20 protein-coding genes, 2 tRNA genes and 1 pseudogene are annotated in these 25,044 nt (G+C 73.6%); 15 read left to right on the top strand and 8 right to left on the bottom strand.

Annotated features, from left to right (window positions below):
* Positions 1 to 21 precede the first annotated feature (21 nt).
* Both NXY84_RS19900 and NXY84_RS19895 read left to right on the top strand, forming a co-directional pair.
* Positions 22 to 1,299, top strand: coding sequence for a threonine/serine ThrE exporter family protein (locus tag NXY84_RS19900; RefSeq protein WP_258724757.1), 1,278 nt, complete (start codon positions 22 to 24; stop codon positions 1,297 to 1,299).
* 91 nt (positions 1,300 to 1,390) lie between these two features.
* Positions 1,391 to 1,479: transfer RNA gene (locus NXY84_RS19895), tRNA-Ser, on the top strand.
* A gap of 102 nt (positions 1,480 to 1,581) precedes the next feature.
* On the opposite strand, the pseudogene NXY84_RS19890 reads toward NXY84_RS19895, so the two are convergent.
* Positions 1,582 to 3,017, bottom strand: a pseudogene (locus NXY84_RS19890) (PepSY-associated TM helix domain-containing protein).
* Positions 3,018 to 3,312: 295 nt separating this feature from the next.
* Positions 3,313 to 3,987: a hypothetical protein gene (locus NXY84_RS19885; RefSeq protein ID WP_258724756.1), complete on the bottom strand. Its 675-nt coding sequence runs from the start codon at positions 3,985 to 3,987 to the stop codon at positions 3,313 to 3,315.
* Between the two features lie 178 nt (positions 3,988 to 4,165).
* Between NXY84_RS19885 and NXY84_RS19880 the strand changes: the two genes are divergently transcribed.
* A tRNA-Arg gene (locus NXY84_RS19880) sits at positions 4,166 to 4,238 on the top strand.
* A gap of 99 nt (positions 4,239 to 4,337) precedes the next feature.
* Here NXY84_RS19880 and NXY84_RS19875 read toward each other — a convergent pair.
* Positions 4,338 to 5,306 (bottom strand): aldo/keto reductase, encoded by a 969-nt coding sequence (locus tag NXY84_RS19875; RefSeq protein WP_258724755.1) that lies wholly within the window; start codon positions 5,304 to 5,306, stop codon positions 4,338 to 4,340.
* A gap of 67 nt (positions 5,307 to 5,373) precedes the next feature.
* Complete coding sequence (locus NXY84_RS19870) at positions 5,374 to 5,637, bottom strand: hypothetical protein (RefSeq protein ID WP_258724754.1); 264 nt, start codon at positions 5,635 to 5,637, stop codon at positions 5,374 to 5,376.
* An 83-nt stretch (positions 5,638 to 5,720) separates the two neighbouring features.
* Here NXY84_RS19870 and NXY84_RS19865 point away from each other — a divergent pair, with 83 nt between their 5' ends.
* Complete coding sequence (locus NXY84_RS19865) at positions 5,721 to 6,284, top strand: YqgE/AlgH family protein (protein ID WP_258724753.1); 564 nt, start codon at positions 5,721 to 5,723, stop codon at positions 6,282 to 6,284.
* Positions 6,285 to 6,368: 84 nt separating this feature from the next.
* On the opposite strand, the gene NXY84_RS19860 is transcribed toward NXY84_RS19865, so the two are convergent.
* The gene (locus tag NXY84_RS19860) at positions 6,369 to 7,490 is read right to left on the bottom strand and encodes an alkene reductase (RefSeq protein WP_258724752.1); all 1,122 of its coding nucleotides are present in this window, start codon (positions 7,488 to 7,490) and stop codon (positions 6,369 to 6,371) included.
* Between the two features lie 281 nt (positions 7,491 to 7,771).
* Here NXY84_RS19860 and NXY84_RS19855 point away from each other — a divergent pair, with 281 nt between their 5' ends.
* Entirely contained in the window at positions 7,772 to 8,248 is a 477-nt protein-coding gene (locus NXY84_RS19855) for a MarR family winged helix-turn-helix transcriptional regulator (RefSeq protein ID WP_258724751.1), read from the top strand.
* Between the two features lie 379 nt (positions 8,249 to 8,627).
* Here the strand turns inward: NXY84_RS19855 and NXY84_RS19850 are convergent, their stop codons facing one another.
* Positions 8,628 to 9,236, bottom strand: coding sequence for a TetR/AcrR family transcriptional regulator (locus NXY84_RS19850; RefSeq protein ID WP_258724750.1), 609 nt, complete (start codon positions 9,234 to 9,236; stop codon positions 8,628 to 8,630).
* Between the two features lie 155 nt (positions 9,237 to 9,391).
* On the opposite strand from NXY84_RS19850, the gene NXY84_RS19845 reads away from it, so the two are divergent.
* Positions 9,392 to 9,814 carry an organic hydroperoxide resistance protein gene (locus NXY84_RS19845; protein WP_258724749.1) on the top strand — a complete coding sequence of 141 codons (423 nt, stop codon included), beginning with the start codon at positions 9,392 to 9,394 and terminating at the stop codon, positions 9,812 to 9,814.
* Between the two features lie 218 nt (positions 9,815 to 10,032).
* Here NXY84_RS19845 and NXY84_RS19840 read toward each other — a convergent pair whose 3' ends face one another.
* Complete coding sequence (locus NXY84_RS19840) at positions 10,033 to 10,935, bottom strand: LysR substrate-binding domain-containing protein (RefSeq protein ID WP_258724748.1); 903 nt, start codon at positions 10,933 to 10,935, stop codon at positions 10,033 to 10,035.
* A 143-nt stretch (positions 10,936 to 11,078) separates the two neighbouring features.
* Here NXY84_RS19840 and NXY84_RS19835 point away from each other — a divergent pair, with 143 nt between their 5' ends.
* Positions 11,079 to 11,525 carry a DUF5997 family protein gene (locus NXY84_RS19835; protein WP_258724747.1) on the top strand — a complete coding sequence of 149 codons (447 nt, stop codon included), beginning with the start codon at positions 11,079 to 11,081 and terminating at the stop codon, positions 11,523 to 11,525.
* Between the two features lie 20 nt (positions 11,526 to 11,545).
* Here the strand turns inward: NXY84_RS19835 and trmB are convergent, their stop codons facing one another.
* Positions 11,546 to 12,286 carry a tRNA (guanosine(46)-N7)-methyltransferase TrmB gene (gene trmB / locus NXY84_RS19830; protein WP_258724746.1) on the bottom strand — a complete coding sequence of 247 codons (741 nt, stop codon included), beginning with the start codon at positions 12,284 to 12,286 and terminating at the stop codon, positions 11,546 to 11,548.
* A 416-nt stretch (positions 12,287 to 12,702) separates the two neighbouring features.
* Here trmB and NXY84_RS19825 point away from each other — a divergent pair, with 416 nt between their 5' ends.
* From NXY84_RS19825 to NXY84_RS19790, 8 genes are all read left to right on the top strand, one after another.
* Positions 12,703 to 16,863: a polymorphic toxin-type HINT domain-containing protein gene (locus tag NXY84_RS19825; protein WP_258724745.1), complete on the top strand. Its 4,161-nt coding sequence runs from the start codon at positions 12,703 to 12,705 to the stop codon at positions 16,861 to 16,863.
* The gene (locus tag NXY84_RS19820) at positions 16,860 to 17,363 is read left to right on the top strand and encodes a hypothetical protein (protein ID WP_258724744.1); all 504 of its coding nucleotides are present in this window, start codon (positions 16,860 to 16,862) and stop codon (positions 17,361 to 17,363) included. The genes NXY84_RS19825 and NXY84_RS19820 overlap by 4 nt, the downstream gene beginning before the upstream one ends.
* A 100-nt stretch (positions 17,364 to 17,463) precedes the next feature.
* The gene (locus tag NXY84_RS19815; RefSeq protein WP_258724743.1) at positions 17,464 to 18,012 is read left to right on the top strand and encodes a hypothetical protein; all 549 of its coding nucleotides are present in this window, start codon (positions 17,464 to 17,466) and stop codon (positions 18,010 to 18,012) included.
* Between the two features lie 186 nt (positions 18,013 to 18,198).
* A complete protein-coding gene (locus tag NXY84_RS19810; RefSeq protein WP_258724742.1) occupies positions 18,199 to 18,618 on the top strand; it encodes a hypothetical protein in 420 nt (139 codons plus the stop codon).
* A gap of 110 nt (positions 18,619 to 18,728) precedes the next feature.
* Positions 18,729 to 20,225, top strand: coding sequence for a S1 family peptidase (locus NXY84_RS19805; protein WP_258724741.1), 1,497 nt, complete (start codon positions 18,729 to 18,731; stop codon positions 20,223 to 20,225).
* Between the two features lie 192 nt (positions 20,226 to 20,417).
* A complete protein-coding gene (locus NXY84_RS19800; RefSeq protein WP_258724740.1) occupies positions 20,418 to 21,782 on the top strand; it encodes a S1 family peptidase in 1,365 nt (454 codons plus the stop codon).
* 145 nt (positions 21,783 to 21,927) lie between these two features.
* Entirely contained in the window at positions 21,928 to 23,358 is a 1,431-nt protein-coding gene (locus NXY84_RS19795; RefSeq protein WP_258724739.1) for a S1 family peptidase, read from the top strand.
* Between the two features lie 128 nt (positions 23,359 to 23,486).
* Complete coding sequence (locus NXY84_RS19790) at positions 23,487 to 25,001, top strand: S1 family peptidase (protein ID WP_258724738.1); 1,515 nt, start codon at positions 23,487 to 23,489, stop codon at positions 24,999 to 25,001.
* Positions 25,002 to 25,044: the final 43 nt, after the last annotated feature.

Raw genomic sequence — 25,044 nt, 5'->3', positions numbered from 1 at the left:
GCAGCCCGCGATGATGGTCGGGTGCCGACCCAGCCCGCCGACGACGAGCTCGAGCTCGTCCGCCAGTCCGGCGCCGCGCTGCGCGTCGGGCGCTTGAGCCTGTCCGCGGGCACCGGCTCCTACCGCGTCAAGGCGTCGATGGCGCGCGTCGCGCGGGCGCTCGGGATCGACCGCCACGAGGCGCACGTGACGCTCACCGAGATCACGACGACGTCGCACCGCGGCCGGAGCTTCCGCACCGAGGTCGCCGAGGTCCGGACGATCGGCATCAACGCCGACCGGCTCTCGCGGCTCGAGGTCCTCGCGACCCGGCTCGAGGCCGACGCCGAGCAGGGCCGCCTCGCGACGGTCGACGAGGTCAACGCGGCGCTCGACGACATCGCGTCGCGCCCGCCGCTCTACCCGGCGCTGCTCAACGCGCTGTGGTCGGCGGTCGCGTGCGCGGCGTTCGCGTTCCTCAACAACGCCGGCCCGGTCGAGATCGTCGCCGTCGCGTTCGGCGCCGGGCTGGGCCAGCTCGTCCGGCGCGCGATGCTGCACCGCGGCTTCAACCAGTTCGGCGTGACGATGCTCGCCGCCGCAACCGCGTGCGTCGGCTACCTCGCGTTCGTCGAGGCGCTGTTCGGGCTCGGCGCGACCGAGGCCCACCACCAGGCCGGCTACGTCTCCGCGGTGCTCTTCCTCATCCCCGGCTTCGCGCTCGTGACCGGGGCGCTCGACCTCGCCCGGCTCGACTTCTCCGCGGGCACGGCGCGCCTCGTGCACGCGCTCATGCTGCTCACGTCGGCCGCGCTCGCGCTGTGGGGCGTCTCGGAGGTCGTCGGGCTCTCGCCGGACCCCGTCGCGCCCATGACGCTCGACCCTGGCGTGCTTCTCGCGCTGCGGTTCGTCGCGAGCTTCCTCGGCGTGCTCGGGTTCGCGCTCATGTTCAACAGCCCGTGGCCGATGGCGCTCGGGGCGGCGACCGTGGGGATGGTCGCGAACGTGCTGCGGCTCGTGATGGTCGACTCGGCGGTCGTCGCGCAGGCGTCGGCCGCCGCCGCGTGCCTCGTCGTCGGGCTGCTCGCGGCCGTCGTCGCCCCCCGGCTGCACGTCCCGCGCATCACGATCTCAGTGCCGGCCGTCGTCATCATGGTCCCGGGCGTGACCGCGTACCGGGCCGTGTTCCACCTCTCCAACGGCGAGACGACCGACGCGCTGGTGTACGCCGTGCAGGCCGGGCTCGTCGTGGTGTCGATCTCGATCGGGCTCGCGGTCGCCCGGATGCTGACCGACCGGACCTGGGCGTACGAGCGCTGAGCGGGTCCGGGACGCGGGTGACGCGGGGCCGGCGGGGCCGCGTCAGCCGCTTTGCCGCGCACCGAGCCGGGCAGGTACCCTGTGCGAGCCTGGAGACGTCGCATAGCCAGGTCTAGTGCGCGACCCTGCTAAGGTCGTGAAGGGGCAACCCTTCCGTGGGTTCAAATCCCACCGTCTCCGCTTCTGATCGGCCCCGGACCACGTGGTCCGGGGCCGATCTGCGTCTGCGGGGCGCCGTCGCCGCGGGCGGGCGCGCCGCACGCGCCCGCCCGCGGAGCACGATCAGGCCACGTCGAAGAACCGACGCGTCGCGGGCAGCCGCCGCAGCACGAACCGGTCGAGCAGCAGCACGACGAGCAAGGACGCTCCGAACAAGGGCAGCGCGATCCCCAGCACCACGATCCCGACGGCCAGCAGCGGCGTCGTGCGCAGCGGGAGCGTGCCGCGCGGTGCGCCGAGCCGGCCCTGCCCGCGCGGCCGACGCCGCCACCACATGAGCGGCCCGGTCACGCACATGACGACGACGGCGAGGCAGAACGCGGCGGTCAGGACCAGGTTGAGCGTGCCGAACCGCCGACCCTCGTGCAGCGCGATTCCCTGCGCGACGGTCTTCGCCAGGGCGGGGTAGTCGTCGTACCCGTACTGCGAGACCACGGTGCCGCCGAAGCGGTCGACGTGCACCGAGCGCTCCTTGCCCGGGTCGTCGAACGCGTAGCCAATCACCGTGAGGACGCCGGTCTCCTCGCGCGGGAGGGCGACCGTCATCGGGTGCGCGAGGCCCTCCTGCGCCGCGAGCAGGAGCGCCGTGTCGACGGTCGCGACCGAGCGCGTCTGCGCGTCCGGGTCGCTCGTCGGGACCGGGCTCCTGCCCTGCGCCCACGGCACCTCGTGGCTGTGCGGCAGGGACTCGTCGAGCGTCGACACCGGGTCGGACAGCGCGCCGTGGTCCTGGCTCCACAGCGACGTCCCGGAGCGCGTCGCGAGCGCCTGCACGTTCTCGCCCCAGATCCCCGTCCACGGCAGGCCGCTGACCACGAGCAGCAGCAGGCCCGCGCCGACGAACGCGCCGGTCCAGGCGTGCGTCGTGCGCAGGCGCGCCTGCCCGGTGCCGACCGGCGCTTGCGGGCGCGCGCCTGCCGCCCGCGCCAGAACAGGTAGTACCCCGACAGCGCCATGACGATCGCCCAGCACGCGCCGAGCTCGAGGACCGCGTCGCCGAGGTCGCCGGCCATGAGGTCCGCGTGCAGGCGCACGGCGGTCCCGCTCAGCGTCGTGTCGGGGTTGAGGTCGCCCAGGATCTTCCCGGTCCAGGGGTCGACGAACACGTCGAGCGGCGTCCCCTCGGCGGTCTCGAGCGAGAAGCGCAGCGGGTCCGTCGCGGTCGCCGGCTCGGTCATCGAGACGACCGTCGCGTCGGGGTACGTTGCCGCGACGCCGATCCGGTACGGCTCGAACCCGGCGAGCTGGGCGCCCTCCGGCGGCGCGTCGACGCGCATCAGGTTGGGGTGCAGCGCGGGCTCGAGCTGGAAGCGGAACAGGTAGATCAGGCCGGTGACGGCCAGCACGAGCACGACGGGGATCACGAGGAACGACGCGTAGAAGTGCCAGCGCCAGAACGCGCGGAACAGGCCGCCGCGGGTTCGTGGGGTCGGCGTGGCGGCGCTCGGGGCGGTGGGTGGTTCGGGTGGGGCGAGGGTGGGGTCGTCGACAGCGGACATGCGGGGTCTCCGGGGGAGCGAGGGGGCCGCCGGGAGGCGGAAGGCAGGGCAGGGCGGGGCCGCCTGTGGTCGGCTGCGCGCGTGCGCGCCCGCCCGGCGCGGTGACGGCCGGGGCAGGAGAGCGGCGCGCGACGCCGGGTCGTCGGTGTTCCAGCACGGTGCCGGGGCGTCCGGGTGGACGACGCGCGGTGCCGGGGCGTCCGGGTGGACGACGCGCGGTGCCGGGTCGTCCGGGTGGACGACGCGCGGTGCCGGGGCGTCCGGGAGGGCGACGCGCGGCGCGGCGACGAGGCGGTCAGCCCCGCGGGGGGCCTCGCCGGCACACGCCTCCCGCGGCGACGAGCGGAGGCAGGGCGGCGCGGACCCGCCACCTCGGCGCCGGGGTGGCGCGGAGCACGAGCGCCGTCGCCTCGGACCTGGGCAGGTCGCGCAGGGTGACCCACGCCCAGAGCCGGGCGAGCAGGGCGTCGCCGTGCGCCAGCAGGAGCGCCGTCAGCACGGTGGCGACGACGTGCCCGAGCAGCATCGGGAGGCCGGTGTGGTGCTCGGGACCGGCGGCGGAGGCGACGTCGGCGGCCGACGCGTGGGTCGTCGCGGCGTGGCCGGCGTGGGCGGCGTGCGCGTCACCGTGCGGGCCCGCGTGCGCGCCGTGCGCCGACGGGACCCCGCCGTGGCCGGTGGCGTGCGCGGTGCCCGAGGCCGCCGGTCCGCCGGCGGAGCCGAGGCTCAGCGCCTGGTGCAGGCCGAGCTCGAGCAGGCCGAGCGCGACGGTGAGCGCCCCCGGCCCCCACGTGCGGCAGGCCAGGGCCGCGGTGACGGGCAGCACCGCGAGCCACAGCAGCAGCACGGTGCCCAGCGCCGGCACGTGCCCGCCGCCGGCGGCGTGGGCCCCGGCCGCGAGGAGCACGGCGAGCAGCGCGAAGACGGCGGCGCGGGCCGCGCGCGCGCTGCCTCGCCACGGGCTGCTCATCTGGCGAACGCTAGACCGCCAGGGGCCCGCAGCAGCACGAGCCGAAACGTTACGCACACGGTCGCGCGGGGGACGGGGGGGGTGGTGGGCGGCCGGCCGCCCGAGGTGGCTCCCTGGATACTCGGTTTGGGTCACGGCCGTCGGGCGGGTATCCTCCTACACGGCCCGCAAAGGCCACGCGCCCGTAGCTCAATGGATAGAGCATCTGACTACGGATCAGAAGGTTGGGGGTTCGAGTCCCTTCGGGCGCACAGCAGATCACGGAGGCCGGCACCGTCACGGTGCCGGCCTTCGTCGTTCCCGGTGCCGCCTTCGTCGTCCCGGGGTCGAGCACCCGGCAGCGTCGCCCGTCAGTACCCGGTCGGCTCCCGCGGCGTGTACGGGGCCTCGAGGATGCCGACCTCGTCGTCGGTGAGCTCGACGTCGAGCGCGGCGACGGCGTCCGCGAGGTGGTGCGGCTTCGTCGGCCCGACGATCGGCGCGTCGACCACCGGGTTGCGCAGGACCCACGCCAGCGCGACCTGCGCCATCGGGATCCCGCGGCCCTCGGCGACCTGCTGCACGGCCTCGACGACCGCCCGGTCGCCGTCCCCGTAGAACCGTTGGCCGACGGGGTCGTGCGAGAACCGCGTCGTGCTCTCCCCGAACGGTCGGGCGAGCCGGCCCTTGGCGAGCGGGCTCCACGGCAGCGACCCGACGCCCTGGTGCGCGAGCAGCCCGAACATCTCCCGCTCCTCCTCGCGCTGCATGAGGTTGTACTGGTCCTGCATCGAGACGAACCGCGTCCAGCCGCCCAGGTCGGCGGCGTGCTGCATCGTCGCGAGCTGCCACGCGTGCATCGACGACGCCCCGAGGTACCGGGCCTTCCCGGCCTGCACGACGTCGTGCAGCGCCTCCATCGTCTCCTCGACCGGGGTCTCGGGGTCGAACCGGTGGATCTGGTAGAGGTCCACGTGGTCGGTGCCGAGCCGGGTCAGCGACGCGTCGACCTGCTCCAGGATCGCCTTGCGCGACAGGCCCTGACCGCCCGGGCCGTCGTGCATGCGGAAGTAGACCTTGGTCGCCAGGACGACGTCCTCGCGGCGCGTGTACCGGCGGATCGCGCGCCCGACGATCTCCTCGGAGCTGCCGTCGCTGTACACGTTCGCGGTGTCCCAGAACGTGATGCCGAGGTCGAGCGCCTGCCGGAAGACGGGCTCGGCCGCGTCGTCGTCGAGCGTCCAGGCGTTGGTGCCGCGGGACGGCTCGCCGAAGCTCATGCAGCCGAGCGCGATGCGGCTGACCTTCAGGCCCGAGGTGCCCAGGCGGGTGTGCTCCACGTGCTGCTCCGTCCGTCGTCGGTGCCCGGACGCGCCGGTCGCTCGTCGCGCGGGCCGCACCCCCGTCCTACCGGATGCCGTCCCCGCGGCGCGAGCGGTACGCGGTCCAGACGGTGTACAGGCCCAGCGCGACGACGACGGCACCGAGCCCGCCGATGACCCAGTTCCAGACGCTCGCGTCGCCCGAGGAGAGGGCGTCGTACTGGAAGCCGACGACGACCGCACCGAGCACCGCGCGGTAGGTGCCGGTCCACCACCAGCGCTCCTGCGTGGGCGGCTGCGGATCGTCCGGCTCGGGGGTCGTGTCGGGGGAGGGCTGCACGGAGGACATGCGACCAGGGTCCCACGGTGATGAGGGTCGGCGGTCGGGCCGCGGGACAGGCGGACCCCGGACGTCTCGCCGATGATGGAGTCATGACGGACGCACCGGCGCTCAGCGGGCAGCTCCTCGTGGCGCGCTCGCGCCTCGCCGACCCGAGCTTCCACCGGACCGTCGTGCTGCTGCTCGACCACGGCGACGACGGCGCGTTCGGCGTCGTGCTCAACCGCCCCGTGCCCGTCGACGTGGACGTGGTGCTGCCCGCGTGGCAGGACGCCGTCGCGGAGCCCGCGGTCCTGTTCCAGGGCGGCCCGGTGGGCCTCGACGGTGCGATCGGTGTGGCCGTCGCACCCGTCGGCGCGGCCCTGCCCTCGACCGTCGACCGGATGGTCGGGCCGTTCGGGCTCGTCGACCTCGACTCGGACCCGGCCGCCCTTGCGGGGCGTGTCACGGGCGTGCGGGTGTTCGCCGGCCACTCCGGGTGGGGCGCCGGGCAGCTCGAGGAGGAGATCGAGGAGGGCGCCTGGTTCGTGGTCCCGGCCGAGGCGGACGACGCGATGACCTCCGCCCCCGACGACCTGTGGCGGCGCGTGCTCCGCAGGCAGGGCGGCGACCTCGCGATCGTGTCGACGTTCGCGGAGGACGCGAGCCTGAACTGACGGGACGGGCGGACGCGCGACGGCGCCCGCCGACCGAGGTGGTCGACGGGCGCCGTCGGGCACGCGTGCGGCGTGGCCCCAGGTTCAGGACAGCGAGGCGTCCGACGTCGCGAGCACCGGGTAGTCGACGTAGCCGCCCTCGTCGCCGCCGTAGAACGTCGCGACGTCCGGTTCGTTCAGGTCGGCGCCCGTGCGGAGCCGGTCGACGAGGTCGGGGTTCGCGAGCGCCCAGGTGCCGACGGTCACGACGTCCGCGATCCCGGTCTCGAGGTCCTTGACGCGCGTCGCGAGGTCGGCGCCGCCGCGGTTGACCAGGAGAGTCCCGGGCCACGCGGCACGGATCGAGGCCAGCAGGTCCTCGTCGCCCGCGTGCGCGACGTGCAGGTACAGCAGGTCGAGCGGCGCGAGCGCGTCGACGAGCGCGCCGTAGACCTCGTGGGTCTGCGTCTCGACGATGTCGTTGTACGGGTTCCCGGGGGAGATCCGGATGGCCGTGCGGTGCGCGCCGATCTCCTCGGCGACGGCCGTGGCGACCTCGACGACGAAGCGGATCCGGTTCTCGACGCTGCCGCCGTACTGGTCCGTGCGGTGGTTGGTGTTGTCCGCGAGGAACTGGTGCAGCAGGTAGCCGTTGGCCGAGTGCAGCTCGACGCCGTCGGCCCCGGCGGCGACGGCCCGCGCGGCGGCGGCGCGGAAGTCCTGCACGGTCGCGGCGACCTCGTCGGTCGTGAGCGCGCGGGGCTCGGGCATCGGCTGCGGACCCGTCGCGGTGAACATGACGCCGTCGGCGGCGACCGCGGACGGGGCGACGAGCTGCCGGTGGTGCGGGGTGTTGTCGGGGTGCCCGACGCGCCCGACGTGCATGAGCTGGACGACGAGGTGGCCGCCCGCGGCGTGCACGGCGTCGGTCACGAGCCGCCAGCCGGCGACCTGCTCGTCGGTGTGCAGCCCGGGGGTCAGCAGGTAGCCCTGGCCGTCCTCGGAGGGCTGCGTGCCCTCGGTGATGAGCAGGCCGAGCGACGCGCGCTGCGCGTAGTACGTCGCGTTGAGCTCGGTCGGCACGCCCTCGGGCGTCGAGCGGTCACGCGTCATCGGCGCCATCGCGAGGCGGTGGGGCAGCGTGACGCCGCCCACGGTCACGGGCTGCCACAGCGGGCTGTCCGCCGAGGTGGCGTCGTGCACGGGGGTCGAGGTCGTGGAGGTCATGGCGTGCTCCCAGGTCGGTCGTCCAGTTACCTGTTCGAACAGGTAACTGGCTCCAACCGGAGGGGACGTGCGGGCATTCCCGGACTGTCGGAGTTACCGGGCGGTAGGCTGCTGTCCGAGCAGGGAAGCGCCTGCGTCGACGCCGAGGAGGGGTCGAGATGGGGAGCCCGCACACCGAGCCGGTCGCGCTGCGCGGCGGCCGGGCGAAGGGTCCCGTGAGGGGCGCGCCGCCGGAGGGGACCGAGCGGACCGGTAACCCGAGGCGCACGGCGAGGCTGGGGATGCCGAGCGCCGCGGCGACGGGCCCGGCGAGCCACGCGGTGTTCCGCGTCGCACGACTGCACCGCATGCTCGCGGGCGCGCTGCTCCGCGAGATTGGGCTGCACCCCGGCCAGGAGCTCGTGATGATGCAGCTCTGGGACGCGGGCCCGCAGCGCCCGGCGGACCTGGTCCACGCGCTCGACTCCGACACCGCGACCATGACCCGCACCGTCCAGCGGCTCGAACGCGCGGGCTTCGTGCGGCGCACGCCCTCGCCGACCGACCGCCGCGCGGTGATCATCGAGGCCACGCCCGCGAGCCAGGGGCTGCGCGAGAAGGTCGAGCAGCTCTGGGGCCGGCTCGAGGGGTACACGCTCGACGGCCTCGGGGACGACGAGCGCGCGCAGGTGCTCGACGCGCTCGCGGTGCTCGAGCGCAACCTGGACGTCGCGACGTCGGAGCAGTGCGCGTTCCGTGCGGGGGCGCCGCGGGCGTGACCCGCGGGGCTCGTGCGGCGCCGGGCGTCCGGGAGTGCCGGCCGCGGTGCCGCGGCGGCTCGGGCGAGGCGTGCGCGGCGCCGAGGGTCGGCGGGCGTCGCAGGTCGTGGCGGCGGCTCGGTGCCGGTGGCGCGAGAGGGCGCTCGGGTGGTGCGGGGTGACGCGGTCGTGCGGGTCGGTCAGTCCCAGAACGGGGGCAGGTCGTCCTCGTCGAGGTAGCGGGTGGGCGGGACGTCGGTCATCTGGCTCATACCCTCACTCTCGGCAGCGGATCGCCGCCTCTGAGGGGACCAAAGGCCCGGACACGGGGTGAGACCGGGCCGGTGCGCGGGGGGAGGGGGGCGCGCGGGCGGACGCCCGGAACCTCGACGACGACCGCTCAGCCGGCGGTGTCCTCGGCTCGGGCGCCCGTCCCGACGAGCGCCTCCACGGCGGCCCGCAGCCCCTCGCTCGCGCGCCGCGGGTCGTCGAGGTAGCCGGCCACCATCGCGCCGTCGCGCAGCATCATGAACGTCCGGGCGGCACCCGCCGGGTCGGGGTGGCCGGTGCGCTCGAGCGCGCGGCGGGCCACCGTCTCGAGCCATGCGCGGTGCTCGACGACGGCGGCGTGCACCGGGTGCGCCGGGTCCGGGTACTCGGCGGCCGCGTTGATGAACGGGCAGCCGCGGAAGCCGGTGCGGCAGATCTCGCCGCCCATGCCCTCGACCATCGCGCGCAGCAGCGCCGCCGCGTCCTCCGGGCTCTGCGGCTCGCCGTCGAGACGGGCGCGGACGCCGGAGTCCTGGGCGCGCAGGTAGGCCACGACGAGCTCCTCCTTGCCGGGGAAGTGCCGGTAGAAGGTCGCGCGGGTGACCTGCGCCTCCGCCACGATCCGCTCGACCCCGACGGCGTGGATGCCTTCGGTGTAGAAGAGGCGGGACGCGGTGCCCAGCAGGCGCTCGCGGGCGGCCGAGGTGCGCTCGGGAGCGGAGGCGGTCGCGGTCGTCATGCGGTCACAGTAGGCGCGGGCGGGGCGCGTGCCAAGGCGGAAAGAGAGAGAACATTCGGTCTTGCGGCGCGGGCGGATCGGTGCGAGCCTGGCTGCGGGGAGAACGATCGTTCTCCCGCGATGGCCCGCCGTCGCTCCGCGCAGAAGGGCACACCATGAACGCCGTCTACACCGCCGTCGCCACCGCCACCGGGGACGGCCGCAACGGCCACACCCGCTCGTCCGACGGCCTGGTCGACCACGACCTCGCGACCCCGAAGGAGATGGGCGGCGCGGGCGGCGCGACGAACCCCGAGCAGCTCTTCGCCGCCGGGTACGCCGCGTGCTTCCACTCGGCTCTGAAGATGGTCGCGCGCACGCGCAAGGTCGCCATCACCGACTCCGCGGTCACGGCCGAGGTCGGCATCGGGCAGCTCGACTCCGGCGGGTTCGGGCTGACCGTCGCCCTGCACGCCGAGATCGGCGGGGTCGACCAGGCGACCGCGGAGGAGATCGTCGCCGCCGCCCACACCGTCTGCCCTTACTCGAACGCGACGCGCGGCAACATCGACGTGACCCTGGACGTCGCGGTCGCCTGACGCGCGGCCGAGCCCTCCGCCTGCGGACCATCGGGCGGCGCCGAGCTCGTGCTGTTCTCCTGGTTCCCCGAGTGGTCGGAGCCCGCCGTGCGCGGGGCCCTGCGCGGGGCGGCCCGGGTGACGGACGAGGTCGGCGAGCTCTGAGGGCGGGGGACACCCGACCCGGGAGCGCTAGGGGTTGGCGGTCGCCCTGTCGACGTGCTCGGGCGCAGAACCCGTCAGCGAGGGCGACCGCCGCGACCCTTGCGCGTGCCGCCGTCCGGGGCTCCGGCGCGCCTGCGCGCTGCCGCGGCCGCGCGGTCGGCGGTGGTGCCCCTGGGGGCGCCGCTCTTGCTGGTGCCAGCCTTGCCGGTGCCGGCCTTGTCGGTGCTGCTCCGGCCGGCGCTGCTCTTGCCGGCGCTGCTCTTGCCGGCGCTGCTCGTGTCGGTGCTGCCCTTGCCGCCGTCGCTGCTGCCGGCACCGCCCCGGGTCGGACCGCCCGCAGCCGCCTCCGCCGCACCGGCGCGACCGCGCGAGCTGTTGGCGGTGCGCCCCCGCACGATGCCGATCATCTCCTCGACCCGGTCGTCGTGCCGGTCGGTGACCCAGGCCAGCGCGACCGTCGACGTCGGGGCGTCCGTCACCGGGCGGTACGTCACGTCACGGCGGTGGTGCAGGCGCGCGAGCGACTGCGGCACGACGAGCACCCCGACCCCCGCGGCGACGAGCTCGACGGCAGCGGCGGTCGTCAGCGGCTGCCCGACGAGCGGCGGCGTGCCCGGCAGCGCGTCCCAGGCGAGCACGTCGTCCGCGGGGACGAGCAGCGTCTCGTCGACCAGGTCCGCGGCGGTGACCTCGTCGGCGGCCGTCACGACGTGGTCCTTGGGCACGACCACCACGCTGGTCTCGGTGTAGAGCGGGATCGCGCTCAGTACGTCACGGTCGACCGGGAGCCGCACGAGCCCCGCGTCGGCGTCGGCCGCCCGCAGCGCGTCCCCCTGCGCCGCGGCCTCGGACTGCACGAGGACGAGCGGGACGTCGGGCAGCCGCTCGGACCAGACCCGCAGCCACTTGGCCGGGTTGGCGCCCGGGACGACGAGCAGCCGGAACGGGGTGACCGCGGGAGCGGCGTCGTCGGGCACGGGCACCTCCGGTGCGTCGTCCGGCCGTGAGCCGAGGGAAGGCCGGCGCCGGGCGGCACGGACCCGGCCAGGCTACCCGCGGGGGCGGTCGCCCCGGCAGCGCGGCTGCTCCCGCGCGGTGCGGGCGCGACTACCCTGGGCCCGTGAGCGCCGCGAAGAAGTCCCAGACGATGAAGCCCTCGACAGCGGCGCAGAAGCTCGACGTGTACCTCCCGGCCACCCCGCCGGAGTTCCGCGAGCGCGCCGAGATCTCCCGTGAGGAGCTCACCGAGCTGCAGACGAACCCGCCCCAGTGGCTCGTCGACCTGCACCGCGACGGCCCCCACCCGCGCAACGTCGTCGCCGCGCGCCTGCGCGTGTCGATCAGCGGGCTCGCCCGCGGCGGCGTCACCGAGGCGCTGACCAGCGCGCAGATCACCGAGCTCATCGAGAACCCGCCGTCGTGGCTCCCGCGCGAGCGCGCCATCCAAGCCGAGGTGCGGCGCGAGGAGCAGCGCCTGCGCGAGCGCCAGCAGGGCATCGGCGAGCGCCCGGACGGCACGCGTGACGAGCTGGACGCGGACGGCGACACCGGCGCCGAGCCGGCCTGACGCGGTCAGTCAGAGGGCGGTCAGCGCCGCCGCACCACCACGTCGCGCACCGTGTGCCCGAGGTCCAGCCCGCGCTGCTCGAACTTGGTGACCGGCCGGTGCGCGGGCCGGGGCGAGAAGCTGCCCGCCGGGTTCTCCAGCCCCGGGTCCGCGGTGAGGACGTCGAGCATCGCGTGCGCGTACTCCTCCCAGTCCGTCGCGCAGTGCAGCGTGCCGCCCGGGCGCAGGCGTGAGCGCAGCAGCGCGACGTGCTCGGGCTGGACGATCCGGCGCTTGTGGTGCCGGGCCTTGGGCCACGGGTCGGGGAAGAAGACGTGCACCGCGTCGAGCGAGTCGGGCCGGACCCGGTGCCGCACGAGCTCGAGCGCGTCGCCGTGCGCGACCCGCACGTTCGTGAGCCCGGCCTGCTCGACGAGACCCAGCAGGTTCGCGAGCCCCGGAAGGTGCGCCTCGACGGCGAGGTAGTCACGGCCCGGGTCGGCGGCGGCCATCGCGGCGGTCGTCTCGCCCATCCCCGAGCCGATCTCCAGCACGAGCGGCGCCGACCGCCCGAACAGCGCGGCGGTGTCGAGCAGCCCGTCCGCGTCGAGCGGCATCGGGCCGTGCGCCTCGTCGTGCACCGAGAAGCCGAGCACCGGCCACAGCCGCGCGAGCGCGTCCTCGCGGGCGGCGCCCAGCGCGGCCCGGCGCGGGTGGAACGTGCGCACCGGGGCGTGCGGGGTCGCGGCGACGTGCCGGAAGCCCTGCGACGGTTGACCCACCGGGCCAGGGTACGAGGCGGTGGGGACACGGGGTCGACGCGGGCTCTGAGGCCGGGCGGCGGCGCCCGATCCGCGACGCCCGTGGCTGCGACCAGCACGTTCGCCCACGCCGAACCGCCACGCGCGACGCCAAGCTCAGATCCGCATGTTCATCCGGGGGCTTCCCACAAGTCCCCGTGAGGGCGCTAGCATCCCTGCCCGAAGGGGATTCGTCCCCTTTGCGCAGGGGGCCGCGCTGTGATCGATGCTGCCCGTTGCGGGCCCTCCCTTCCTCACGCCCAGCGCTCAGCCACGTCTGCCGTCACCCACGGCAGCCCTGCTTGCGTGCCGGCCCGTGCCGGTTCGTCGGGCAGTGCTTCGCGATCGCCACCGGGGTGGTGGGGATCGTCATCGGGGGGTGTCTCTAGGGGGAGCTCGTGGCGCGCACGGCATGGCGGTCGTTGGTTGCTGGTCTGGTCGCGGTGGTGCTCGGGGTCACGGTGGGCGGAGCGCCTGGCGCTGCGGCTGTGGCGGACGACGCGTCGGCTGACACCGCTCGCACCCGGTTGTGGGCCGTGTCATTGGTCGCCGAGGGGACGCCGTCGGTCCGACGGGCGGCCGAGGCGGCGTTGCTCGGGTCGGAGGCCGACTTCGCGGCGTTCGTCGAGTCGGGTTTCGACGAGGCCACGGATGCGGACTACCGGGCGTCGGTGCAGGTGCTGGCGAGCACGGACGGTCCGATGCTGAGGCGGGCAGCGTTGCGGGTGCTGGAGGGGCCGGAGGAGGAGCTGCGGGCCTTTGCTGACGGGGGCTTCCGCGCGGCCTGGGTCAGCGATGAGCGTCTTCGGGTGATGCGGGCGCTGGAGAGCGGTGGGCCCAAGGTGCAGGCCACGGCTCGCGAGGCATTGGCTGGTGAGTCTGCGGCGTGGTCGGATTTCCTGTACTCCGGGCTGGCCGAGGCGCAGCACCTCGACGAGGAGATGCTGGCCGAGACGATGCTGGCGGACTCGTCCAACAGCAGCGGTCCGCTCCTGGCGGCAGCGGCGCAGGCGGCGTTGAAGGGGTCCCCTGAGGAGCTGCATGCGTTCATCGTGCGAGGTCAGTTCGTCGCGCGAGCGCGCGACGGCGAGATCGCCGAGATCGGGAAGCTGACAGACCAGGCTCGTCAGGCTGGTGCGACGACCGCGACGGAGGCGGCATCGGCGGCGGAGGCCTCGGGCCGGGCGGTGAGCGGGGCGGCACAGGCGAAGGCTGCGGCGCAGGAGGCCGAGGCTGAGGCTCAGGCAGCCGGTGGAGCGGCGGCGGGGGCGTCGGTGGCGGCGGGCCGGGCGGCGGACGCCGCGAGCTCTGCTGAGGGCGCCGCGTCGGAGGCGGTCGTGGCCTCGAGTGCGGCGCTGCGGGCGGCACAGACGGCTGCGGACGGGGCGCGCAAGGCCACGGCGGCTGCATCGATGACGGCCCGGGCGGCGGCCGCGGCGCACTCGGCTGCGGCTGCGGCGCGGATGGATGGCAGCAAAGCGGCTGCGGCCCGGGCCGCCGCGGAGGCGGCGCAGAAAGCCACGGAGCAGGCGGCGATCCTCGCGCAGGCCCGGGCCCAGCAGGCTGAGTCGCTGACACAGGCTTATGACGCAGCGACGTCCGCGGTGAGCGCCAGCAGGAACGCGATCGCGGCTGCGGAGGCGGCCGACCGGGCGTCTCGGCACTCCGGGGTGTCTGCGGCGCAGGCGAAGCGGACGAGGGACGCGGCCGGGGCGGCGAAGTTGCAGGCGGCGCAGGCGGAGCAGGCGGCACAGCGAGCCCTCGGGTTCGCGGAGGCGGCGGCAGCCGCATCGAACGAGGCGTTCCGTCTCGCGGAGGAGGCCGGGAACCACGCGTTCCGCGCAGCGGCCGCCGCCACAGCCGCCGCGACCCATGCGGGAGCGGCGGAGCAGGCGGCGGAGCAGGCGGCCGCGCACGCCGCGGACGCCACTGCGGCCTCTCAGCTCGCGGTGGAGGCCGCCGGGCAGGCGACGATCGTGAGGAAGATGGCACGCGAGGCCGACGAGGCTCGGTTGGCCGAGGCAACCGCGCACGGCCTAGCGGACGCGAAAGCTGCCGCCGAGGCGGAGATCGCTGCCAACAAGGCGAACGCGGAGTCGGCCGCGTGGGACCGGGGAGTGCTGTGGGACACCGCGGAAGAGGCGCGAATCCCGGGTGAGACCCGCAGTCTGCTCGATGCGGCCATGAAGGAGGGCGCCTCCAGCGAGGCGGTGCTGGACTCCGGTCGCAAGGCCGCCTTGGCGTTGATGAGCACGGGTGGGGAGTGGACCAAGGCCGCCGCGGCGGAGGCGCTCGCTGGGGACGAGGCCGTGCTGCGCTCCTGGCTGACGCAGGGCCGCACACTCGCTGCGGGGCAGGACGACCGAGTCCGGGTCTGGCACCTGGTCGACACGCTGCCCGACGGGCAGCAGAAGACCGCTGCTCGGGCGTCCCTGGACGGGGACGACGCGGCGGTGGCGACGTTCCTGCGTACGCGGGCCTATCCACGCAAGACGGTGGACGACCGACGGGCGGTCACCCGGATCCTCGCCGAGCAGCCCGGACCGAAGGTGGCTGCCGCGGCTCAGAAGGCGTTGGCGGGAACCAGTGCGCAGGTCAGCGAATTCCTGCGGACCGGGCAGCACACGGCGCGAGCCCTCGACCGGGAGATCGCGATCAACCAGGTCATGGACGATGCCGGCCCGGAGGTCAAGGCCGCAGCCCAGATCGCCCTGGCTGGACCGGTCTCCTATGCGTCCTACTTCCTGGCCGTCGGCCAGTACGAAGCCGCTCAACGCGACGCCGAGCAGGTCGCCCACGTTCGGACCGTGGACGCCCTGATCTCCGAGGCGCAGCACTACGCCCAGACCGCACTGGTCGACGCAGCCGAGGCGCGCCGCGTCGCCGCCGTCGCCCAGGGCGCCGCCGACGACGCCAGGACCTCCGCGAGCCAGGCCGCAGCGGCGGCCAGCCAAGCCGCCACCTACGCGGCCGAGGCCAGCCAGTCCTCCGCCGCTGCGAAGGCGTCCGCCGACCAGGCGGCGTCCTCCGCGCAGACCGCGAAGGACGCCGCCGCGAAGGCGCGAGTCAGCGCGGACAACGCCGCTCAGTCGATGGTTACGGCGTCGGCCGCGGCGAAGCGCGCGAAGGCCGATGCAGCGTCCGCGCAGCGCTCCAAGCAGTCGGCGCGGGAGGCCGCGACGGCCGCGGGCAAGGACGCGAGCGCGGCCAACCAGGCTGCCCAGGCGGCGACGGCGGCCTACATCACACGGCTCGCCCAGCGCGCAGCGGCAATGCGCAGCACCGCTCCTGGAACCGGTCAGGGTGGCACCGGAACCGCGAACGACGACTTTCGGAGCGCCAACTGCCTGGTTGGGCTCACCACGAGAGATGTCTGGCCAGCTTGTAAAGAGGCAGCCATCACGCTTGGAGAGGTCGTCATCTCTGCGGGGAGCTGCAACCCGTGGGCTCCGGACGTCAAGGGCACATGCAGATCGGTGGGATTCGTCCGAGACCTCGTAGAGCTCGCAGAAGCCGACCCTGAACTGTTCCTACAACTGGGCGCCGATGTCCTCGACCTCGGCCTTACCGCATGCGGATTTTTCAGCGGCCCTGCCGAGGGATGTGACCTCTTCGGTGCATTCATTCTTCTCGGTCGAGGAGACAAGACTGGCGCCGCCCTCTCGTTTGCTTCTGTCCTTGGGCCTCTGGGTTGGGTGACCGGGGCGATAAAGGTCCGTCGCACCTCCACGAGCGCCGTGCGAACCTTTGACCGGCTCACAGAGCTGCGACGCCAGCTCAAGGAAGCAGCGGAGCTCGCCTGCTCGTTCGCGGGAAGCACCCTCATCCTGATGGCCGACGGGTCGCGGAAGCCGATTGACGAGGTCGCAGTAGAGGACGACGTCATCGCCACCGATCCCGAGACGGGTGAGCAGGGCGCGCGCGAGGTCACCCACGTGTTCGTCCACGAGGACACTCTCACCAATCTCGCATTCCGCAACGGCGCGATCGTGGGTACGACCGAGGACCACCCGTTCTGGTCAGTTACGGACGCGCGCTTCGAGCGGGCGGACGAGCTCGCGCCGGGCGAGCAGGTCCTGACCGCCGATGGCGAGACGCTGGCGGTCGACGGACTCCGCGCGGGTACGGAGCGGCAAGGCCTGGCCTACAACCTCGACGTCGAAGATGTCGACACCTTTCATGTCGGCGTGGACGAGATCCTCGTTCACAATGATGAGACGTGCATCCTGGACCTAAGCGACTGGGAAGAACGGCTATTCTATTGCGGAAATTGGGCGTTCGACCTCGATGTAGCGGGATTTACGCACATCTTGGAACGCCATCACCCGAGGTACTGGAAGGGTGAGATCAAGGGTAGGACCGACTTTTTCGATCGGTCGATGTCGATCGCCGACGTAGAGGCGACGTTGGCCGCGGTCATCGAACAGAACCGGGACGAGCTGGCGGCCATCGGCTTGGGCACGAAGCAATTCACGGGCGAGGTCAACGGCGTCACCTACATTCTCGGTGTGAACAACGGGCGGATCGGTCAGTTCTACCCCCCGGGGGCGGGGCAGTGAACGAGGTCACCGCAGCGAGCTACGTGAGAGTCGACGGCGAGTTCCGCCCCATCCGTGACGCTGAGCGTCATGACGACAGCTGCCGCTGGGTTCCGGGTGCGATCAGCCTGACCGTGGACGGCGTCGAGCTGATGGGCGTGACGCTGTGGGACGACGTGAACTGGCTGTGGCCGTTCGTCGTGCAAGCGCTCGACGAGTGCCGCCGCTCAGGTTCCGGCCAGAGAGCGTTCCCTAGTCAGGGGATCTACTTCGGGGCGAGCGCACTTCGGGGAGGGGCCGATCTTCTGCTGAGGGTCACGACGCCGGACGGATCGATCGATCGACGCGCCGTCGCGCCCGCCGACAAGCTCTATGTCACGGTCGCGCGCGCGGGCATCGAGTTCTTCGAGGAGCTCCGACGGTTGTGCGGTTCCGAGGCCGATCCTTCAGTCCAGGAGGAGGCCCCGCTCCGACGATGGCTCGACGAGATGGGACTGTCGCCACACCCCGACGGGGGCTGAGCAGGCCGCGACGACCGCAGGGGCGTCGATGCATCGCCAGACGTGACGCGCCGACGACGCCCCACGTAGTGATGGGGAACTCAGATATGAATGGAGTGCCATGTTGAAGTCAAGGCGTGTCGTTGTGGGTTGGATGGGCGCATCGGTACTGATGCTGGCCGGTGTTGCGGTCGCCCTGGGAAGCGGTGGAGCGGCCGTTGCTGCGGACGGCGCCGAGGGTGAGGTGCAATCCTCGTTGGTGGAGGACTTCGCCTACCCGGGGGCAGCGGACATCCTGGCGAGCGACGGGCTGGAGGTGATCTCGGGTGACGGTCACATCGAGTTCGACTCCTCGATCATCCTCAGCGTCAGGGAGAACGTGCAGTGCGCGGACGACCATATCCAGGTGTCAGCAGATGTGAAAGACGCTCCAACTGGCTCGCGCTACTGCTTTCGGACGTCGGGCGAGCGCGGCTTCCTGAAGCTGCGAGTGCCGTACACGTACTCCCTGCGGGGCGGGTCGGAAACGGTCACGGCCACGGCGGAGCTGCCGGGTCCGGACGTGACGGTCACGGCAGAGCCCGGGGAGTTCAAGTCGGTCGCCCCCAACCGTGACCCCGAGAAGATGCCGGAAGCGATCTTGGTCGAGCTGCGTTTCGGCGCGTGGTGAACGGACGGAGCCGGCAGACAGACGTCGCGTTGATCGAGAGAGCTTTTCAGGATGTGTCGACGATTGGGGACTCGTGTGAGGCGTGACGTGGGCTGGGTCGGTGTGTCGGCTGCGGTAATAGTCGGTGCGGTCGTGGCTTTCGGCGGGGGTGGCGGAGCCGCGGTTGCGGCGGGTGCTGGAGACGAGGTGCAGTCGTCGCTGGTGGAGGACTTCGCCTACCCGGGGGCGGCAGCAATCCTGGCGAGCGACAAGCTCGAGGTTGTGTCCGGTGACGGGCACATCGTCTTCGTGAAGTCGATGCGAATGACCGACGAGGTGCAGTGCGCCGAGGACCTGATCCAGGTGGAGGCGGAGCTCGAGGAGTCCGACTTCGGTGCGTACTTCTGCTTCCGGACGTCGGGGGAACGGGGGTTCCTGAAGCTGCGGGTGCCGTACACGTTCGGTTTCCGGGGCGGGGAGGAGACGGTGACGGCGACCGCGGAGCTGCCGGGCAAGGACCAGGTCTATACGGCGGAGCCAGGCGAGAGCGTGCCGGTGGAGACCGGTCACGACCCCGACAAGCTGCCGGAAGCGATCCTCGTCGAGCTCCGGTTCGGTGCCTGGTGAGTGGCGACGACGTGAAGCGTGCGCCTCACCGCCCGTTCTCGTCGCGAGTGGCGTGGTTCGGTGCGGCTGCCCTGGCACTCATCGCTGTCGGCGTCCCTGCCGCTCACGCAGTGGAGGGCGCGACCCCCACCGGCCCCGCAGCCGCGGCCACGGTCAAGATCAACGTCGGCGAGGACCGCGCGTGCTCCGGCGCGCTCGTCGACTCGTGGTGGGTGCTCACCGCCAAGTCGTGCTTCGTCGCGACCCCCGGTGAGGCGGTGCCGCTCGGCAAGCCCGCCGTGCCCACGACCGTCACGATCGGCCGCGCCGACCTGACCACCACGACCGGCCACGCCGTGGACGTGGTCGTGCCGCACGCGGACCGTGACGTGGCGCTGGTCCGGCTGACGAAGGAGGTCACCGACGTCGCTCCGGTCACGGTGGCGGCCACCGCTCCCGTCGTCGGCGAGTCGCTGACGGTCACCGGGTACGGGCGCACGGCGACGCAGTGGGTGCCGGACACGGCGCACGCCGCGACGTTCACGGTGAACCTCGTCGACGCCGGCACGCTCGGGATCCAGGCGGCGAGCACCGGGGCGACGATCTGCAAGGGCGACGCCGGCGGGCCCGCGTTGCGCAGCACCAGCGGGGGCGCGCTCGAGCTCGTCGCGATCCACCACACCGCGTCCCAGGGTGGGTGCCTCGGCTCGACCACGACCGCCCAGGGCGCCACCGAGACCCGCGTGGACGACCTGCGTGGCTGGCTCACCCAGAACATCCGGCCCGACTGCGCCCCCGCGCCGGTCGTGCCGGCGGGGAGCCCCAACATCGGTGACGGGCAGCTCGTCCGGGTCCCGAGCGGGAAGATCTTCCTCGTCGCGGGCGGCGGCGCGTACGAGCTGTCGTACGCGGAGTGGGCCGCGATGAACCTGCGGGGCTACACGGACGTGTCGCAGGCGACCGTGGACTCACTGCGGTCTGCCCCGCGGGACAACACGTTCCTCCGGGACCCGGACAGCGCCATCCACCGGGTCGTCAGCGGCGCTCGCTACCGCCTGTCGCAGGACGAGTGGATCGCCCTCGGCCAGCCGGCCTACGTCGACGTCCCGGCCGGGTTCGTCGCGATGCTGCCGGAAGGGGCGCCCGGGGGGCCGGTCCTGCTGCGTGACCCCGTGAGCGGGGTCATCCACCAGGTCGTCGGCTGCACGCGGTACCCGCTGTCGCTCCCGGAGTGGCAGGCGCTCGGCTCGCCGGCGTACCTGACGGTCCCGTCGGGGTTCATCGCCCGGGTCCCCGTAGGTGTCCCGACGTCGTACGCGCTCCTGCGTGACCGGAGCACCGGAGGCATCTACCAGGTGCTCGGCGGGGCGAAGTACGTCCTGTCACCCGCCGAGTGGCAGCGGCTCGGCTCGCCGTCGTACACGGACGTCCCGGCGACGCTGCTGGGACAGGTCACGGGGACCGTGCCCAGCGGGTCGCATCTCATGCGCGACGTGACCTCGGGCGCCATCTTCCGGGTGGAGGGCGGCACGAAGCGGCTCCTCGCGTCCGCGGAGTGGGACGCGCTCGCGAACAAGCGCTACGTCGACGTCCCTCCGGCCTGGCTCGGGTCGATCCCGAACCGGTGACGTCATGGCGTCGCCGGGCGGGAGACCGCCCGGCGGCGTCGGCCCCCTCCGCAGCTCGGCGGAGGGGCCGGCAGGACCGGCGGCCCGGCGACCGCTCCTCGGGAGCGTGGCCCCGGGAGAGCGCGGTGGATCGAGCCGCCGGGCTGTGGGTGCGAGGTGTGCGGTGGACGAACGACACGAGAGCAGGGACTGATGGGCATGCGTAGGGCGTGGATGGCCCGAGCGGCGGCGGGTGCGGTGGCGTTGGTGTGCGCCGGGGTCCCGGCCGCCCAGGCGGTGCAGGGCGCCGTGCCGAGCGGGGCGGTCGCAGCCGCGACGGTCAAGCTCAGCATCGGCGTGGACCGCGCGTGCTCCGGGGCTCTGCTCAACGAGTCGTGGGTGGTCACGGCCGCGTCGTGCTTCGCCACCGCTCCCGGTGCCGTCGTGGCCCCCGGGGCTCCGCCGCACGTCACGACCGCCACCGTCGGCCGTCCGGACCTGACCGGCACCGCCGGGCACGTGGTGCGCGTGGACCGCCTGGTCCCCCACCCCGACCGGGACGTCGTGCTGGCGCGGCTGGCCTCGCCGGTGACCGACGTGGCCGGAGTCGTGGTCGCGGCGACAGCCCCCGTCCCCGGGGAGAAGCTGACCGTGACCGGGTTCGGGCGCACCGCGACGCAGTGGGTCCCGGACACCGCCCACGCCGCCACCTTCACGGTCGCGGCCGTCGGTGCGGGAACCCTCGACATCCAGGCCGACGCGCCCGGCGCCACCATCTGCAAGGGTGACGCGGGCGGACCGGCACTGCGCACCACCGCGCCCGGCGCGGTCGAGCTGGTCGCCATCCACCACACCGCGTACCAGGGCGGCTGCCTGGGGCAGACGACCACGCAGCAGGGGGCGACCGAGACCCGCCTCGACGACCTCCGCCAGTGGATCGCCTGGAACGCGACGCTCACCCAGGAGCGACCGGTCGGTGCGGTCGAGTCGCTGACGGTGGACTCGGGTCGGGTGACGATCACGGGGTGGGCGTGGGACCCGGACACGTCGGCACCGACCGATGTGCACGTCTACATCGACGGTGCCGGGGTGCCGATGCGCGCCGACCTGGACCGCCCGGACATCGCCGCCGCGCACGGCACCGCGCCGGCGCGGGGGTACGTGCACACGCGGGACCTGGCGCCGGGGGAGCACTACGCGTGCGTGTACGCGATCAACGTCGGTCCGGGGGAGAACACCGTGCTGGGGTGCCACACGTTCTCGGTGGGCACCCGGACCCCGGTCGGTGCGGTCGAGTCGCTGACGGTGGACGCGGGTCGGGTGACGATCACGGGGTGGGCGTGGGACCCGGACACGTCGGCACCGACCGATGTGCATGTCTACATCGACGGTGCCGGGGTGCCGATGCGCGCCGATCTGGACCGCCCGGACATCGCCGCCGCGCACGGCACCGCCCCGGCGCGGGGGTACGTGCACACGCGGGACCTGGCGCCGGGGGAGCACTACGCGTGCGTGTACGCGATCAACGTCGGTCCGGGGGAGAACACCGTGCTCGGGTGCCACACCTTCAGCGCCTAGTCCGGAGCCGGTACCGCGCTGAGGGTTCGATCGCCGCTCGGAGGAACTGCAGGACACCCGATCGGCTGGTCGGGGAGCACGTCGAGGCCACGCACCCGGCCCGTGGACCGGGTCCCGAGGAACGAACGACGAGAGCAGGGGAATGATGGGTGTGCGCAGGGGAGTGATGATCCGGGTCGCGGTGACCGCGGTGGCGCTGGCGTGCGTGGGGGTCCCGGCCGCCTACGCGGTGCAGGGCTCCACCCCGACGGGGCCGGCCGCAGCAGCCACCGTGCGGATCGAGGTGGGGAAGGAGGCCCGGGCGTGCTCGGGGGCGCTCGTGAGCCCGTGGTGGGTGCTGACCGCGACGTCGTGCTTTGCCGCGGCCCCGGGCGCCGCGGTCGGCTGGGGTGCACCGACCCAGCCCACGACGGTCACGGTCGGGCGCGTGGACCTCGACGGCACCGCGGGGCACGTCGTGCCGGCTGCGCTGCTCGTGCCGCACGCGGACCGGGACGTGGTCCTGGTCCGGCTGGCCACCGCCGTGCCGGACGTGGCTCCCGTCAAGGTCGCGTCGACCGCACCGGTCACCGGGGAGGCGCTGACCGTGACCGGCTACGGGCGGACGAGCACCCAGCTGGTGCCGGACACCGCGCACGCAGCGACCTACACGGTGAACCTCGTCGGCCCCGGAACGCTCGGCATCGAGGCCGAGAGCGCCGGCGCGACGATCTGCAAGGGCGACGCCGGCGGCCCCGCGCTGCGCACCACGGCGACCGGTGCGGTCGAGCTCGTGGCGATCCACCACACCGCCTCCCAGGGCGGGTGCCTCGGCAGCACGACCACGGCCCAGGGCGCCACCGAGACCCGCGTGGACGACATCCGCGACTGGGTCCACCAGAACACGAAGGTGAGCCCCGGGGCCGACACGGTCGGCGTCCGTGGCGGTGCCACCTGGTACCTCAACGACCAGAACGACTCGTCCGCACCGGAGAAGGTCTTCCTCTACGGCGAGCCGGGCGACACGGTCCTGGTGGGTGACTGGGACGGTGACGGCGTCGACACGATCGGCGTCCGGCGGGGCGCGACCTGGTACCTCAACAACCAGAACGACGCCTCCGCGCCGGACAACGTCTTCATCTACGGGGACCCGCAGCACACCCCGCTCGTGGGCGACTGGGACGGCGACGGCGTCGACACGGTCGGGGCCCGTCTCGGGGCGACGTGGTACCTGAACAACCAGAACGACTCCTCGCCGGCGGACAACGTCTTCATGTACGGGGACCCGCAGCACACCCCGCTCGTGGGCGACTGGGACGGCGACGGCGTCGACACGGTCGGGGCTCGTCTCGGGGCCATGTGGTACCTGAACAACCAGAACGACTCCTCGCCGGCGGACAACGTCTTCATGTACGGGGACCCGCAGCACACCCCGCTCGTGGGCGACTGGGACGGCGACGGCGTCGACACCGTCGGGGCCCGCCTCGGGGCGACGTGGTACCTGAACAACCAGAACGACTCGTCAGCCCCGGACAACGTCTTCATCTACGGCGACGCGCACAACCCCCCGCTGGTCGGCAACTGGGACGGCCGGTGATGGCGCCGCTCGACGCAGCGGCGGAAGGTCGAGCCGCAGCCGCAGCCGCAGCCGCGGCCGCGACCTCCGGCGAGCGCGGAGGGGCGCGGGGGTCGGGCAGGCGGAGCCGGGCGCGCGGGGCGGCCTCGGTGCGGCGGTCGTGGGTCGTCCGGACCCTCGCCGGTGCACTGGCGCTGACCGCGGGGGTGGTCCCCGCCGCCTCGGCGGTGGAGGGCAGCGCCCCGACCGCGGCCGCCGCGGCTGCGACCGTCAAGATCGCCGTCGGGGACGTCCGCGCCTGCTCGGGAGCGCTGGTGGGCCCGTCGTGGGTCGTCACCGCGAAGTCCTGCTTCGCCGCGACCCCCGACGCCGCGGTCGCCCAGGGTGCACCGACGGTGCCCACCACGGCCACGGTCGGACGGACGGACCTGACCAGCACCGCGGGGCACGCGGTGGCCGTGACGCTCGTCGTGCCGCACCCGGACCGGGACCTGGTGCTGGTCCGGTTGGCCACCCCCGTCACCGCCGTGGCCCCGGTGGCCGTCGCGACCACAACACCCGTCCCCGGTGAGGAGCTCACCGTGACCGGGTACGGCCGCACCGCGACGCAGTGGGTCCCGGACGTCTCGCACGCGGCGACCTACACCGTCACCACCGTGGACCCGACCACGGTCGGTCTGCGGGCAGCCTCCCCCGGTGCCACGATCTGCAAGGGCGACGCCGGCGGCCCGACACTGCGCACCACCGCCGCGGGCGCGGTCGAGCTCGTCGCGATCCACCACACCGCGGACCAGGGCGGATGCCTCGGGGCGAGCACCACCGGGCAGGCCGCCACGGACACCCGCGTCGACGACCTCCGCGACTGGATCACCCGGAGCACGAGGCCCACGCAGCAGCTGGCGCTCGGTGCGTCCCGGATCGCGGTCGTCACGGACGACCGCCGGGCGCAGGTCAAGGACGGTGGCCTGCGGGCGGACTGGGTGCAGCTCCTGGGTGCCGACGCGAAGCAGGTCGTGGTGGACGGCACCCGGATCGGGGTCCTGGATGCCGCTGGCGTCGCCTGGGTCAAGGACGGCGCGACGACCGCCACCTTCGTGCCGGTGTTCACGAACGTCCGGGAGCTCGCGTTGTCGGGCAACCGCATCGGCGTGCTGACCCACAGCGGTGAGGCGCGGGTCAAGGAGGGCGACCTGTACGCCCCCTGGGTCGTCGAGGCGACCGGCGTGACGTCGCTCGTGCTGTCGGGCAACCGCATCGGCGTGGTCAACGACGGCGGTGAGGCGCACGTGAAGGAGGGCAGCCTGTCGGCCGACTGGGTCGTCGTGTACCCCGGGGTGATGTCCCTGGTGATGTCGGGCAACCGCATCGGCGTGCTGACGAAGAGCGGTGAGGCGCGCGTCAAGGAAGGCGGTCTGCGGGCCGACTGGGTCGTCCAGACGAGCGGGGTGACGTCGCTGGCGCTGTCGGGCAACCGCATCGGCATCCTGAAGAACGGTCAGGCGCACGTGAAGGAAGGTGCCCTCGGGGCCACGTGGGTGCTCGAGGCCACCGGGTTGACGTCGTTGGTGCTGTCGGGCAACCGCATCGGCGTCGTGGACCAGGCCGGGAAGGCGCACGTGAAGGAAGGCGATCTCTACGCGGGATGGGTGGTCGTCTGGCAGTAGGCGCTCGCCGGGCCCACCCCGGAGCGGCGCCGTGGGCGGTGGA

Source organism: Cellulomonas sp. NS3, assembly GCF_024757985.1.
In the GTDB taxonomy this organism is placed as follows: Bacteria; Actinomycetota; Actinomycetes; order Actinomycetales; family Cellulomonadaceae; genus Cellulomonas_A.
This window is presented reverse-complemented; position numbering and strand designations above follow the sequence as displayed.

Bases quoted from the DNA above. Each gene is read 5' to 3' on its own strand.
- NXY84_RS19885 (WP_258724756.1), bottom strand. From the start codon at position 3,987: ATGAGCAGCCCGTGGCGAGGCAGCGCGCGCGCGGCCCGCGCCGCCGTC.
- NXY84_RS19870 (WP_258724754.1), bottom strand. From the start codon at position 5,637: ATGTCCTCCGTGCAGCCCTCCCCCGACACGACCCCCGAGCCGGACGAT.
- NXY84_RS19865 (WP_258724753.1), top strand. From the start codon at position 5,721: ATGACGGACGCACCGGCGCTCAGCGGGCAGCTCCTCGTGGCGCGCTCG.
- NXY84_RS19860 (WP_258724752.1), bottom strand. From the start codon at position 7,490: ATGACCTCCACGACCTCGACCCCCGTGCACGACGCCACCTCGGCGGAC.
- NXY84_RS19855 (WP_258724751.1), top strand. From the start codon at position 7,772: ATGCCGAGCGCCGCGGCGACGGGCCCGGCGAGCCACGCGGTGTTCCGC.
- NXY84_RS19850 (WP_258724750.1), bottom strand. From the start codon at position 9,236: ATGACGACCGCGACCGCCTCCGCTCCCGAGCGCACCTCGGCCGCCCGC.
- NXY84_RS19845 (WP_258724749.1), top strand. From the start codon at position 9,392: ATGAACGCCGTCTACACCGCCGTCGCCACCGCCACCGGGGACGGCCGC.
- NXY84_RS19815 (WP_258724743.1), top strand. From the start codon at position 17,464: ATGTTGAAGTCAAGGCGTGTCGTTGTGGGTTGGATGGGCGCATCGGTA.
- NXY84_RS19800 (WP_258724740.1), top strand. From the start codon at position 20,418: ATGGGCATGCGTAGGGCGTGGATGGCCCGAGCGGCGGCGGGTGCGGTG.
- NXY84_RS19795 (WP_258724739.1), top strand. From the start codon at position 21,928: ATGGGTGTGCGCAGGGGAGTGATGATCCGGGTCGCGGTGACCGCGGTG.